The organism is Mesorhizobium sp. M0244 (assembly GCF_040321795.1).
GTDB lineage: Bacteria > Pseudomonadota > Alphaproteobacteria > Rhizobiales > Rhizobiaceae > Mesorhizobium.
In genome coordinates this window covers 45,712-59,383 of sequence record NZ_JAMYSE010000039.1, presented here as the reverse complement: position 1 = coordinate 59,383, position 13,672 = coordinate 45,712, and the positions used below count along the sequence as shown (strand labels likewise).

11 protein-coding genes are annotated in these 13,672 nt (G+C 62.4%); 7 read left to right on the top strand and 4 right to left on the bottom strand.

Translation table 11 applies throughout. The features are described 5' to 3' along the window. Positions 1–139 precede the first annotated feature (139 nt). Positions 140–1,561: an MFS transporter gene (locus tag NKJ08_RS21900; protein WP_352783275.1), complete on the bottom strand. Its 1,422-nt coding sequence runs from the start codon at positions 1,559–1,561 to the stop codon at positions 140–142. Positions 1,562–1,853: 292 nt separating this feature from the next. Between NKJ08_RS21900 and guaB the strand changes: the two genes are divergently transcribed. Genes guaB through NKJ08_RS21885 form a run of 3 tightly spaced genes read left to right on the top strand, consistent with a single transcriptional unit; the run spans position 1,854 to position 4,375 of the window. Beyond that, positions 1,854–3,356 (top strand): IMP dehydrogenase, encoded by a 1,503-nt coding sequence (guaB, locus tag NKJ08_RS21895; RefSeq protein ID WP_352525343.1) that lies wholly within the window; start codon positions 1,854–1,856, stop codon positions 3,354–3,356. 31 nt (positions 3,357–3,387) lie between these two features. Continuing rightward, the gene (locus NKJ08_RS21890; protein ID WP_352776787.1) at positions 3,388–3,927 is read left to right on the top strand and encodes a hypothetical protein; all 540 of its coding nucleotides are present in this window, start codon (positions 3,388–3,390) and stop codon (positions 3,925–3,927) included. A gap of 28 nt (positions 3,928–3,955) precedes the next feature. Then, on the top strand, positions 3,956–4,375 hold the full coding sequence (locus NKJ08_RS21885; protein ID WP_352525473.1) for an MAPEG family protein: 420 nt from the start codon (positions 3,956–3,958) through the stop codon (positions 4,373–4,375). A gap of 5 nt (positions 4,376–4,380) precedes the next feature. Here NKJ08_RS21885 and rnd read toward each other — a convergent pair whose 3' ends face one another. Beyond that, positions 4,381–5,538, bottom strand: coding sequence for a ribonuclease D (gene rnd / locus NKJ08_RS21880; RefSeq protein WP_352525471.1), 1,158 nt, complete (start codon positions 5,536–5,538; stop codon positions 4,381–4,383). 73 nt (positions 5,539–5,611) lie between these two features. Beyond that, on the bottom strand, positions 5,612–6,859 hold the full coding sequence (locus NKJ08_RS21875) for an MFS transporter (protein WP_352783271.1): 1,248 nt from the start codon (positions 6,857–6,859) through the stop codon (positions 5,612–5,614). Between the two features lie 303 nt (positions 6,860–7,162). Between NKJ08_RS21875 and NKJ08_RS21870 the strand changes: the two genes are divergently transcribed. From NKJ08_RS21870 to aspS, 4 genes are all read left to right on the top strand, one after another. Then, on the top strand, positions 7,163–8,431 hold the full coding sequence (locus NKJ08_RS21870; protein WP_352525339.1) for an ABC transporter substrate-binding protein: 1,269 nt from the start codon (positions 7,163–7,165) through the stop codon (positions 8,429–8,431). A gap of 68 nt (positions 8,432–8,499) precedes the next feature. Beyond that, complete coding sequence (locus NKJ08_RS21865; protein WP_352525470.1) at positions 8,500–9,372, top strand: carbohydrate ABC transporter permease; 873 nt, start codon at positions 8,500–8,502, stop codon at positions 9,370–9,372. 34 nt (positions 9,373–9,406) lie between these two features. Beyond that, entirely contained in the window at positions 9,407–10,234 is an 828-nt protein-coding gene (locus NKJ08_RS21860) for a carbohydrate ABC transporter permease (RefSeq protein WP_352525469.1), read from the top strand. Between the two features lie 216 nt (positions 10,235–10,450). Continuing rightward, on the top strand, positions 10,451–12,241 hold the full coding sequence (gene aspS, locus NKJ08_RS21855; protein WP_352525468.1) for an aspartate--tRNA ligase: 1,791 nt from the start codon (positions 10,451–10,453) through the stop codon (positions 12,239–12,241). Between the two features lie 80 nt (positions 12,242–12,321). Here aspS and NKJ08_RS21850 read toward each other — a convergent pair whose 3' ends face one another. Then, positions 12,322–13,512 (bottom strand): aq_1923 C-terminal domain, encoded by a 1,191-nt coding sequence (locus NKJ08_RS21850; protein WP_352525338.1) that lies wholly within the window; start codon positions 13,510–13,512, stop codon positions 12,322–12,324. Between the last annotated feature and the right edge of the window lie 160 nt (positions 13,513–13,672).

Genomic DNA, 13,672 nt, shown 5'->3' with positions numbered 1-13,672 from the left:
CCGCGCGGTGGTTGTTGTGGGGTCCCCGCTGGTCACCCCGAGTGCTGTTGTTACCGCAGAATTTCTCCAACCCCCCCTCAGCGGGCGCGGCGCGGCGCCCCGCGCCACCTTCTCCCACAAGGGGAGAAGGGAAGGAGCATCAACTCCCGGACGGGCTCACCGGCTCCAATGTCTTCGGCGGTGTCAGCCGGCCATGTCCCGACACGGCATTGCCGGCGTCCGGGGCCAGCCGCATGAACGACAGCGAGGCCGCCGCCGACACCGCCGCCACGATGAAGAAGGCGGTGTGGAAGTCACTCAGCGTCAGTGGGCCGCCATGGATATTGGTCGACACTTCCAGGATGCCGCCGGCCAGCGCCACGCCTAGCGCGATCGCCAGCTGCTGGAACACCGCGGTGATCGGCGTTGCCTTGCTGGTGTCGGCGGCCGAAATCTCGGCATAGGCAAGCGCGTTGATGCCGGTGAAGAACATCGAGCGGATGAAGCCCCCGGCGAGCAGCATGGCGAGGATCAGCCCATAGGGCGTGTCGGGTGTGAACAGGCCGTTGATGGCGATGGACGCGGCAGCGACGAGCGGGCCTAAAATCAGCACACGGCGGAAGCCGGCGACCCTGAAGATCAGCGCGGTGACGAATTTCATGCCTATGGCGCCGATTGCCGAGACGAAGGTGATCATGCCGGACTGGAACGGCGTCAGCCCGAAACCGATCTGGAACATCAGCGGCAACAGGAAAGGTACGGCACCAATGCCGATGCGGAACAGTCCGCCGCCGAGCACCGACGAGCGGAACACCCGATTGCGAAACAGCTCGAGCGCCAGCAGCGGATTCTTGGCGCGGCGCGCGTGCAGCAGATAGAGCACCGCCGACGCCAGACCGACGGCTACGGTGACAAAGCCGGCAGCGGGCGGCAGAGCCGGCAAGCTAACCACCGACAGGCCGAACACGATGCCCGATGCCGCCAACCCGCTCAGCACGAAACCGGTGAAATCGAGCGGCGGCGTCTCGGCAGGATCGGTTTTCGGCAGGAAACGCGTGGCTAGCCAGATGCCGATCAGCCCGATCGGCACGTTGATCAGAAAAATCCAGTGCCAGGAAAAATAGGTCGTGATGAAGCCGCCTACCCGCGGGCCGACCAGCGGGCCGACCAGAGCCGGGACGGTCAGCCACGACATGGCAGAAACGAGTTCGCTTTTCGGCGTCGCGCGTACCAGCACCAGACGCCCAACCGGCGTCATCATGGCGCCGCCAATGCCTTGCAGGAAGCGTGAGACCACGAAAGCCGGCAGCGAATTGGAAATGGCGCACGCGACCGAACCGACGATGAACACGGCGATCGCGGCACGGAAGACATTCTTGGCGCCGAAGCGGTCGGCCATCCAGCCGCTGATCGGAATGAAGATCGCCAGCGATACCAGATAGGCGGTCAGCGCCAGCTTGAGCGCGATCGGGCTGGTGTGGATGTCGATGGCGATCGCCGGCAACGATGTCGCAATGACGGTCGAATCCATGTTTTCCATGAATAGAGCGACCGCCAGGATAAGCGGAATGGTGCGGTTCACGATGAATCCGACCTTGAGATGTGCGTCGCGATTGCTTGCCGGCCTTGGGGGCCAAACCGACAGGTAGGGCGGTATCATGGCTTGGCCCGGATGTCGCATTAATTTGCTGTCACGTTTGTGCGACCGCAAGTCGTGCAGCACCTGCGGCAAATGCAGCTTTGCCACTACACAACCATCGGCTTTTCAACGGCGACGGGACGTGTTACGAGCCAGCGCCAATCCTGAAAGGGAAGAAGACGAGTCGGCGCTGTCCATTAGGGCGAGCGCCTTTCCTGCATTCCGAGGGCTGGCCATGGCAAAAATCATCGAGACGTCCACCGGCGCATTGGCGCTGACCTTTGACGACGTGCTGCTGCAGCCGGGTCATTCCGAGGTCATGCCCGGCGAGACCGACATCCGCACCCGCATCGCCGGCGACATCGACCTCAACGTGCCGATCCTGTCGGCCGCCATGGACACGGTCACCGAGGCGCGACTCGCCATCGCCATGGCCCAGGCCGGCGGCATAGGCGTCATCCACCGCAATTTCTCGCCGGCCGAACAGGCCGAGCAGGTGCGGCAGGTGAAGAAATTCGAATCCGGCATGGTGGTCAACCCTGTCACCATCGGTCCCGAGGCGACGCTTGCCGATGCGCTGGGTCTGATGCGCACCTACAGCATCTCGGGCATCCCGGTGGTCGAGAACGGCGGCGCCGGCGGCCACACGGTCGGCCGGCTGGTCGGCATCCTGACCAACCGCGACGTCCGCTTCGCTTCCGATCCTGCGCAAAAGGTCTACGAGTTGATGACCCGCGAGAACCTGATCACGGTCAAGGAGAACGTCGATCAGGACGAAGCCAAGCGGCTGCTCCACCAGCACCGCATCGAGAAGCTGGTCGTGGTCGACCGGGACGGCAATTGCGTCGGGCTGATCACCGTCAAGGACATCGAGAAGTCGCAGCTCAACCCGCACGCCACCAAGGACGCGCAGGGGCGCTTGCGCGCCGCCGCCGCCACCAGCGTCGGCGATGACGGTTTCGAGCGGGCCGAGCGCCTCATCGACGCCGGCGTCGACCTTCTGGTGATCGACACCGCGCACGGTCATTCGCAGCGCGTCCTGGATGCGGTGACGCGGGCCAAGAAGCTTTCCAACTCGGTTCGCATCCTGGCCGGCAACGTCGCCACATCAGAAGGCACGCTGGCGCTGATCGATGCCGGCGCCGACGCGGTCAAGGTCGGCATCGGGCCGGGCTCCATCTGCACCACCCGCATCGTCGCCGGCGTCGGCGTGCCGCAGCTCTCGGCGATCATGTCGGCGGTCGAGACGGCGCAGAAATCGGGCGTCTCGGTCATTGCCGACGGCGGCATCAAATATTCGGGCGATCTCGCCAAGGCGCTTGCCGCCGGCGCAAGTGCTGCGATGATCGGTTCGCTGCTGGCCGGCACCGACGAGAGCCCGGGCGAGGTCTATCTGCACCAGGGCCGCTCCTTCAAAGCCTATCGCGGCATGGGCTCGGTCGGTGCCATGGCACGCGGCTCCGCCGATCGTTACTTCCAGGCCGAGGTGCGCGACACGCTGAAACTGGTCCCGGAAGGCATTGAAGGGCAGGTGCCGTACAAAGGACCTGTGTCTGGTGTGCTGCACCAGCTTGCAGGCGGCCTGAAAGCCGCTATGGGTTATGTCGGTGGCCGCGACCTTGCCGATTTCCGCGAGCGCGCCACTTTTGTGCGGATATCCAATGCCGGACTTCGTGAAAGCCACGCCCATGACGTCACGATTACCCGCGAAAGCCCGAATTATCCTGGCGGGGCCTGATCGCCATGCGCCTTGGCGCAATCTGGCGGCAATGATCCTGCGGCTGTCGCGCCACGCCGCCGCACTCTGTTTCGCCACCGTGGCGGTTTTCATCATCATGACGGCGATGGAATTCCTCTATTTTCGCCAATTGAGCGGCGGTCTGCCGTCGCTCGACATGCGCTATGCCGGTTTCACCCCGGATGAGGGCATGGCCTGGCTGACGGCGCTCGGCCGGCGTGGCAGCGAGATCATTCTCGTCTGGCATTACCTGACCTTCGACCTGCTGTTTCCGGCGCTGCTGTCGCTGACGATGGTCAGCCTGATCCTGGCCTCGGGCCGGCGGCTGAAGAATTTCCGTGCGCTGCCTGCGCAAACCCAGTCGATATTCGCAGCTGTGCTGGTGCTGCCCTACACACTTGCCGACTATGCCCAGAACATCGCCGTGGCTCGTCTTTTGTCCGATTTCCTGTCGGCCAATCCGGATTCGCTGTCCTTTGCCTCAGCGCTGATCGTCACCAAATTCGCGCTTCTGGCGGTGCCGGTGACCATCATTGCGGCTTTTACCCTGATGGCTCAGAAACGGCCTTGAAGGCTGGGTGACAAAGACAGGGGGCGTCTTGAACCAGACCGCGATCTTCTGGCCGATGCTGGCGCAGGTGCTGCTGGTCTATGTCGTCTATGTCGTAATGGGCCGGCGCCGCTATGGTGCGGTCAGATCGGGCGAAGCCAAGACCGGCCAGTTCAAGACGCGCTCGACGGAGCCTGGTTCCAGCGTCACCGTCGCCAACAATCTGAGCAACCAGTTCGAACTGCCGGTGCTTTTCTACGTGTTATGCTTGACGCTGCACGTGACCAATGGCGTCAATTATTTGACCTTGGCACTGATGTGGATCTTTGTCGTCTCCCGCTATCTTCACGCATCGGTCCACTTGACCAGCAATCGGCTAATCCTGCGCAGCAGGGCATTCTACCTAGGCGCGGTAGTTCTCGCACTTGGCTGGATATGGCTGGCGCTGCATCTGCTCGGCTTGGTCTGAGCAGATCAAGGCTGCACGTCGAACAGCGCGATCTTGCGCTTGTCGAACTTGATGGCGAGTTCGCCGCGCACCAGCTTGAGCGCGGCCTCGCCGAAAACGGCGCGCCGCCAGCCTTGCAATGCCGGCACGTCGGCTTCCTCGCCCTCGGCAGCGATGCGGTCGATGTCGTCACTGGAGGCGAGTACCTTCGATGCGACGCCTTCCTTTTCGGCAACGATCCGCAGCAGCACCTTCAACAACTCCGCAGCGGCGCTCGACCCCTCCGGCGGCTGGAAGCTTTTCGGCAGCTTCGGCATCTCTTCCCTGGGCAGGGCAAGGGCAGCGTTGACTGCGCCAAGCAATGCCGTCGCGGTCGAAGAGCGTTCCCAGCCCTTCGGCGTGGTGCGCAGCTTGCTCAGCGCCGCCGCGTCGCGCGGCGCCTGCTGCGCCACTTCGTAGATCGCATCGTCCTTGAGCACCCGGCCGCGCGGCACGTCGCGCTCGCGCGCTTCGCGTTCGCGCCAGGCGGCCACCGCCTGCACGATCGCCAGTTCCTGCGGCTTGCGCAGCCGCATCTTGAGCCGCTTCCAGGCATCCTCGGGATGCGGATCGTAGGTCTCGCGCGAGGTCAGCACGTCCATCTCCTCGTTCAGCCAGTGGGCGCGGTTTTCCCGCACCAGTTCGGCGCTGAGGTGGTTGTAGACCTCGATCAGGTGGGTGACGTCGGCAAGTGCGTAATCGAGCTGCTTTTCGGACAGCGGCCGGTGGCGCCAGTCGGTGAAACGCGAGGACTTGTCGAGCCGCGCTCCGGTGATGCGCTGCACCAGCTGGTCGTAGGAAACGCTGTCGCCGAAGCCGCAGACCATCGCCGCCACCTGGGTGTCGAACACCGGATGCGGCACCAGATCCCCGAGATGCACGATGATTTCGATGTCCTGGCGCGCCGCATGGAAGACTTTGACGATCGCCTCGTTGGCCATCAGCCTGAAGAACGGCTTCAGATCGATTTCGGGCGACAGCGGATCGATCAGTGCCGTCACCCCGGGCGCTGCCATCTGGATCAGGCACAGGATCGGCCAGAAGGTCGTTTCGCGAATGAATTCGGTATCGACGGTGACGAATTCCGCCTTTTCGAAAGCGGCAATAACGGTCTCGAGTTCTTTCTGGGTGGTGATGACGTGCATCAAATCGCTTTTGGCAAAGGGCAGGGTCTCTTTCAATTTCAGCCGCGCGCGCTTTCGTCAAGCGTAAGCACCTTTATCGGGGCTTTGCGGGCTCATCGGGATCAGCGTTCCTCTTCGCCAACCGAGCAAAAACCGTCGACGTGCGCAACAGGGCGGTAAAACGGCTGCGATGGCTCGCCGGCACGGCAGACCGCGCCCGCATCCGGTAAAGGATGACGGCCACGAAGACCGCATAGACGATGGCGCTGAACACGAACAGCGCGCTCGGCCCGAAATATTGCATCGCCGTCGAGGCGGCGAACGGGCCGCCAATGGCGCCGAAGGAATAAAACAGCATCAAGGCTGCGTTGATCAGCACGAACTCGCCCTTGTCGGCGCGGTCGTTGGAATGCGCCGCCGACAGCGAATAGAGCGGCATGGCGAAGCAGCCGAAGATGAAGACGAGCACGAAGTTGACGAACGGGCTGCCGCCTGCCACCAACGCCAGCGCCAGCGCCGCCACCATCGCACAACACGTCGTCATCAGCAGAACCGAGCGCCGGTCCCAGCGGTCGGAGAGATAGCCAAGCGGGTATTGGATGATGGCGCCGCCGAAAATCCCGACGCTGACGAAGGTGACGACGTCGGCGACCGACATGCCGATCTGCTCTGCATAGACCGGCGACAGGGTGCGGAAGGCGCTGTTGGTGACGCCGACGGCGATGCAGCCGAAGCAGCCAAGCGGCGAGATCCGCCAGACGCGCGCCAAATCGAGCTTGACGTCTTCCGGCGGCGTCGGGTTGGAGCGGTCGCCGAGCGAAACCGGCACCAGCGAAACGGTGATCATCATCGACATGATGGCGAAGATGGCAAAGCCGCCGGCGCCGAAGATCGGGATCAGGAATTGGGCGCCCGTCACCGAGCCGATATCGACCATGCGGTAGATGGCAAGCACCCGCGCCCGGTCGGTGTTGGTGACGCCGGAATTCAGCCAGGCTTCCATGATGGTGAACAGGCCGGCAAAGCAGAACCCGCCGGCAAAGCGCACGGCGCACCACATCACGGGATCGATGACCAGCACCAGCAGCAGCGTTCCCGCCGAGGCGATCGCCGCCAATGCGGAAAAGGCGCGCACATGGCCGACGGACTTCATGATGCGGGTGACGGCAAGGCAGCCGAGCAAAAAGCCGGCGAAATAGAACGTGCCCATCAGACCGATCGAGGAGGCGGGAAAACCTTCCTGCGCACCGCGCAGCGCGATCAAGGTGCTCTGCAGGCCGTTGCCGCCGAGCAGGATGCCGGCGGCGATCAGGAGCGGGATCAGCGGGCGGATGGAGGACATGAAGGGAAAGCCTGTCGTTGATCCTTCTTGAACCATCGCCTTTGCCAATACCAGCGGCAATTCCCGGTGGCGTTGGGGCCAGCCAGGGCCACGGGTGCCTCAGCTTCTATTTTTACCGAGCTGGGAACTTGCGCTACCGCGTGGCGCTGGATGCTCCGCGTTGGGAACCCAAGGCGTACCTTTGTAGTTCAGTGCTGGTGGGCGAATGCGCGTCTTGTGAGCTGCCGGTGTGTGGAGGACGGTGTCGGGCATCGATGTCGTTTCTGCTGCCCGGCCTGAAGCTCCAGAGGGAGGTCCGCCATCATGAAGTATCATCCCGCATTTGCTGCATTTGCCGTGGCTGCAGTTCTGGCGGCCGGCCCGGCGCGGGCCGTCGACCTCGCTATTGTTTCGGGCGATACCGGTAACGGCCAGAGAATCCTTCGCGAGATACTCGATCAATACGAGAAGAAGACCGGCAACAAGGTTACCGTCGTTCCGGTGCCGCCCTCAGGGACGGACCAGTTCGGCCAATACAGGCTCTGGCTCGCCGCCGGGAGCAGCGACGTCGACGTCTATCAGACGGACGTCATCTGGGCCCCGCAGCTCGCAAAACAGCTCGTTGACCTGACCGAGGCGACCAAGGATGTCGTTGGCGCCCATTTCCCATCGATCATCCGATCGCAGACCGTCGATGGCAAACTCGTCGCCTTGCCTATATTCACCGATGCGCCGGCGCTCTATTACCGCAAGGACCTCCTCGACAAATACGGCGCCAAGGTCCCAACCAACTGGACCGAACTTGCCGACACCGCCAAGCTGGTCATGGACAAGGAGCGCGAGGCCGGCAACAAGGACATGTGGGGCTTCGTCTTCCAGGGCAACGCTTATGAGGGGCTGACCTGCGATGCACTCGAATGGGTGAAGTCGAACGGCGGCGGCCAGATCATCGAGCCGGACGGCACGATCTCCATCAACAACCCGCAAGCAGCCGCTGCCCTCGAAATGGCGAGGGGCTGGGTGGGAACGATCTCGCCTCCCGGCGTTCTGGCCTATCAGGAAGAAGAGTCGCGCGGTGTCTGGCAGACCGGTAACGCCGTCTTCATGCGCAACTGGCCCTACGCCTACGCGCTTGGCAACAGCGAAAGCTCCCCCATCAAAGGCAAGTTCGAGGTGACGACGCTGCCGCCGGGGTCGGGTGAGGGCGCCCGCCCGGCAGCAACGCTCGGCGGCTGGAATCTCGCGGTTTCCAAATATTCGAAGAACCCGGACGCAGCAATCGAGCTGGTCAAATGGATCGCCTCGCCTCAGATGCAGAAGTACCGCGCCTTGAAGGGGGCATATCTGCCGACCATCCAGGCGCTCTACGACGATGCCGACATCGCCAGCGCGCAGCCGGTCATTCCGCGCTGGAAGGAAGTCGTCCTCAACGCGGTGCCGCGTCCCTCGGCCCAGGCCAAGAGCAGGTACAACGAGGTATCGAGCGAGTTCTGGACCGCCGTCCACAACACCATGTCCGGCGAGGGCGCGGCCGCCGACAACCTTGCCGATCTCGAGTTCTCCTTGACCAGGCTCAAGGGCGCCGCCTGGTGATCTCACCGCGCCGAGGCTCACTGCTGGCGCGTCAGCGCACGCGATCGGCATGGCTGTTGCTTGCCCCGATGCTCATCGTACTCGCCGCCGTTGCCGGCTGGCCCTTGATGCGCACGATCTATTTCGGCTTCACCGATGCCTCGCTCGCCGACCTCGAAGCCCGTCGCTGGATTGGCTTCGCCAACTATTTCTCGGTCCTGCAAATGCCGAGCGGCCGGGTCATTTATGACGGGCTGTTCGTCGACCCGGTCTGGTGGCGCGCTGTCTGGAACACGGTGCGCTTCGCGGTGATTTCGGTCACCTGCGAGACAGTGCTCGGCATGATCGTCGCGCTGGTGCTCAACACCCAATTTCGCGGCCGCGGCGTCGTGCGCGCCGCGATTCTAATCCCTTGGGCGATCCCGACGATCGTCTCAGCGAAAATGTGGCAGTGGATGCTCAACGATCAGTTCGGCATCATCAACGACGTCCTTCTCAAGCTCGGCCTGATCAGCACCAAGATCGCCTGGACGGCCAGCGCCGACACGGCGATGGTCGCCATCCTCGTTGTCGACGTCTGGAAGGCGACCCCGTTCATGGCGCTTCTCATTCTCGCCGGCCTTCAGATGCTTCCGCAAGAAATCTACGAGGTCGCCAAACTCGACGGCGTCAGCCCGTGGAAAGTGTTCTGGAAGATCACTTTGCCGCTCATCCGACCGGCGTTGATGGTAGCCATGATCTTCCGCGGTCTCGATGCGCTGCGCATCTTCGACCTGATCTACGTGCTCACGCCAAACAACATACACACCAAGTCGATGTCGGTGTTTGCCCGCGAGAGCCTGTTTGAGTTCGACAAGTTCGCCTACGGTTCCGCTGCATCGACGCTGCTCTTCCTCATCCTCGCTCTGCTGACCATGCTCGTTCTCTGGCTCGGCCGGATAAGGCTGGACAAGGATTACTGATGATATGGGGACTACTGATCATGTTGGACTACTGATCATGTGGATCGTCAAGCGCACCGCTTTCTACCTCCTCGTCGCCGTCATAGTCATCGTCGCGGTGTTCCCGTTCTACTACGCTATCATCACCAGCCTGAAATCGGGGACGGCACTCTTCCAGATCGACTACTGGCCGAAGACGATTAGCTTCAGCAATTACAGGACCGTTTTCACCGAGGGGACCTTCCTGCGCAACCTCGTGAACTCGCTGTTCATCTCGAGCGTCGTTGTCGCCATTTCGCTGTTCCTCGGCGTCACCGCCGCCTATGCGCTAGCACGCATCCGCTTCCGCGGTCGCTCGGCTCTGCTCCTCATTATCCTGTCCGTCTCGATGTTCCCGCAATTGGCGGTGCTTGCCGGGCTTTTCGAGCTGATCCGGGCCTTCGGCCTCTACAATTCGCCGTTCGCGCTGATCTTCTCCTACATGATCTTCACCTTGCCGTTCACCGTCTGGGTGCTCACCGCCTTCGTTCGCGACCTGCCGATCGAGATGGAGGAAGCGGCGATCCTCGACGGTGCTACGCCCTGGATCATCATGAGCCGCGTCTTCCTGCCGCTGATGTGGCCGGCGCTGGCGACCACCGGGCTTCTCGCCTTCATCGGTGCGTGGAACGAGTTCCTGTTCGCTCTGACGTTTACCTCCAACAACGAGCAGCGAACTGTGCCGGTCGCGATCGCGCTGCTCTCCGGCAGCTCGCAGTTCGAGATCCCGTGGGGCAACATCATGGCCGCATCGGTGATCGTCACCGTGCCGCTCGTCATCCTTGTCCTGATCTTCCAGCGCAAGATCATCTCCGGCCTCACCGCAGGCGGGGTCAAGGGATGAGGTGCATTAGTTGAACTGCCGGCACAGAGCAGCAGACTCAGATTAACGCCTCTCGCATGAATTGATGCCGGCGGGACAGGGGCGGGAAGAAACGCGAACTCGTGCCGGCGCCGCTTGCCTTGACAAATGCACCCTCTCATGTGCTTTTCGCGCAAATTTTCGGGCCGGGCCATCATGCCTCGGCCACAACCCAGCACCCGGACTTTAAGAATGACAATGCATCGTTACCGCAGCCATACCTGTGCCCAATTGAGGAAGGTCGATGTCGGCTCGACCGTTCGCCTGTCGGGTTGGGTGCATCGCGTGCGCGACCATGGCGGCCTGCTGTTCATCGATTTGCGCGACCATTACGGCCTGACCCAGATCGTCGCCGATCCGGATTCGCCTGCCTTCAAGATCGCCGAGACGCTGCGTGGCGAATGGGTCGTCCGCGTCGACGGCGAGGTCAAGGCGCGCCTCGCCGACACGGTGAACCCCAATTTGCCGACCGGCGAGATCGAGATTTTCGCGCGCGAGATCGACGTGCTGTCGGCGGCCAAGGAATTGCCGCTGCCGGTGTTCGGCGAGCCAGATTATCCGGAGGATATCCGCCTCAAATACCGCTTCCTCGACCTGCGCCGCGACACGCTGCACAAGAATATCGTGGCGCGGACGAAAATCATCGCCGAGATGCGCAAGCTGATGGGCGAGGTCGGCTTCACCGAATTCTCGACGCCGATCCTGACCGCCTCGTCGCCCGAAGGGGCGCGCGACTTCCTGGTGCCGTCGCGTATCCATCCCGGCAATTTCTACGCGCTGCCGCAGGCGCCGCAGCAGTACAAGCAGCTGATCATGGTGTCTGGCTTCGACCGCTACTTCCAGATCGCGCCGTGCTTCCGCGACGAGGATCCGCGCGCCGACCGCCTGCCGGGTGAATTCTACCAGCTCGACGTGGAGATGAGCTTCGTCGAGCAGGAGGACGTGTTCAACACCATGGAGCCGGTCATGCGAGGCGTTTTCGAGACCTTTGCCGCCGGCAAGCCGGTGACGCAGAAGTTTCCGCGCATCGCCTACGACGTCGCCATGCGCAAATACGGCACCGACAAGCCGGACCTGCGCAACCCCATCGAAATGCAGGCCGTGTCCGACCATTTCCGCGATTCCGGCTTCAAAGTGTTCGCCGACATCCTTGCCAACGATGCGAAGGCCGAGGTCTGGGCCATTCCGGCGAAAACCGGCGGTTCGCGCGCCTTTTGCGACCGCATGAACTCATGGGCGCAAGGCGAGGGCCAGCCCGGCCTCGGCTATATCTTCTGGCGCAAAGAGGGCGACAAGCTCGAAGGCGCCGGGCCGCTGGCCAAGAACATCGGCGAGGAGCGCACCGAGGCTATCCGCCTGCAACTCGGCCTTGCCGATGGCGATGCCGCCTTCTTCGTCGCCGGCGACCCGAAGAAGTTCGTCTCCTTCGCGGGAGCGGCGCGCACCCGCGCCGGCGAGGAGCTCAACCTTGTCGACCGCGACCGCTTCGAACTGTGCTGGATCGTCGATTTCCCGTTCTTCGAATGGAACGAGGAGGAGAAGAAGATCGACTTCGCGCACAATCCGTTCTCGATGCCGCAGGGTGGCATCGATGCGCTTAACGGCGAGGATCTGCTCGGCATCAAGGCGTTCCAGTACGATATGGTCTGCAACGGTTTCGAGATCGCTTCGGGCGGCATTCGCAACCATCTGCCCGAAACGATGGTCAAGGCATTCGAGACTGTTGGCTTGGACCGCGCAACCGTCGAGGAGCGCTTCGGTGGCCTCTACCGTGCCTTCCAGTATGGCGCGCCGCCGCATGGCGGCATGGCGGCCGGCATCGACCGCGTCGTCATGCTTCTGGTCGGCGCCAGGAACCTCCGCGAAGTGACGATGTTCCCGATGAACCAGCAGGCCTACGACCTGTTGATGAACGCGCCGTCGGAAGCCAGCCCGCAGCAACTTCGCGAATTGTCACTGCGCGTCGTGGCGGCGAAGAAAGAGGTTTAGGAAACGCTCTGAACCGGTTCTGTGGATTCATAAAAAAGCCCGGCATCACTGCCGGGCTTTTTGCTTGAAGGCTGTATCGATCAGTCTTCGTTCGCCGTAACCGTCACGCCCAGCGTTTTCGGCAGGTCGAGTGGGTTGGACATGGCGCCCGCCATGATCAGCGCGAACGGCACCGCTGCCGGCGGCTCGGCCGAGACCTCGATGCTTTGCGGGTCGTCGAGGAATTTGTTGACCGCGGCCGAAACCTGCGCCGTCAGTTCCGGATTGTTGAGCTGCGCCATGCCGAATGGCACGATCGCCTTGGCCTGGTTGGCGATGTCCTTGCCGGACATGCCCTGCTGCTTGCCGGCATAATCCAGCACCTTTTTGGTCAGCGAATCGTCATCGAAGCGGATCGAGGCGCTGTTGAACGAAAGCTGCTGCAGCAGCCCGAGCATGGCCATGCCTTGCGCCGAATTGTCGGCGCCTTCGGGTTGCGCTGCCATCTTCTTTTGCATCTCCTGCAGTGACTTGATGACGTCCAGCGTGTAGCCGCCGAGATTGAAAGTCATGCCGAACGTGCCGGCATTGTCGACCGAAATTTCATATTTCGACAAGTCCATCCTGCCGTCGGTAGGCTGCCAGGTACCTTCCATCTCAAGATTGCCTGAGATGTTCTGGTAGCCGAGCGCGTTGATGACTTCCTTGGACTTCGGATCTTCGACCAGCGTCAGGTCGGCAGTGAATTTTTCCGTGGTGCCGGAAAACTCCATGGCCTTGCCGTCGGCCGGCGGCGTGATTGCGATGGCAAGCCCGTCCATCGAGAACGCGGTCTTGTCGGCAACCTTGACCGTCATGTTGTCGAGCTCGGCCGATTTGTACATCATCAGCGAGCCCAGCGGACCGCTTGCACCTTCGGCCGGCACCGTCATGTCGTGGATGACGAAGGGGCTGAGATTGAGCGTGACGCCATCCTCGCTGTGTTCGAACGGCGAAGTCGATACGGTCGCGATTTGATAGCCGCCATTGGCTTCGGTCACGCCTTCGAGCTTGACGTCACCGATCTTGAGCGCCTCCTTTTCGGCCGCCGGTTTGACCGCTACGCCTTGCAGAACCATGCTCGAGGTGTCGCCGGTTACTCCGGTCCAGGAGAGGTCGACGCCCTGGGCGGCGAGGGCAGCCTTCAGTCGGTCGGCGACCGCGGTATCCTGCGCGAAGGCCGCATTCAGCGGCAGCGTCAGCAAAAAGGTCGAAAAAGCCAGTCTTTTAAGTGTCGAGTTTCTGATCGTCATCGAGAGCTCCCCTGAGAGTGTCCTGAAATTCTTTTCTTCGCGTCGTCACCATTCAGCGACGAACTGGACCGGAAAAAGGCGGGCCTCGGCACAATGGTCGAAAATAGCGGCCAAAGGCAAACCCGATCCATCAGGCTTGCGATAGAAGCAGACGGATTGA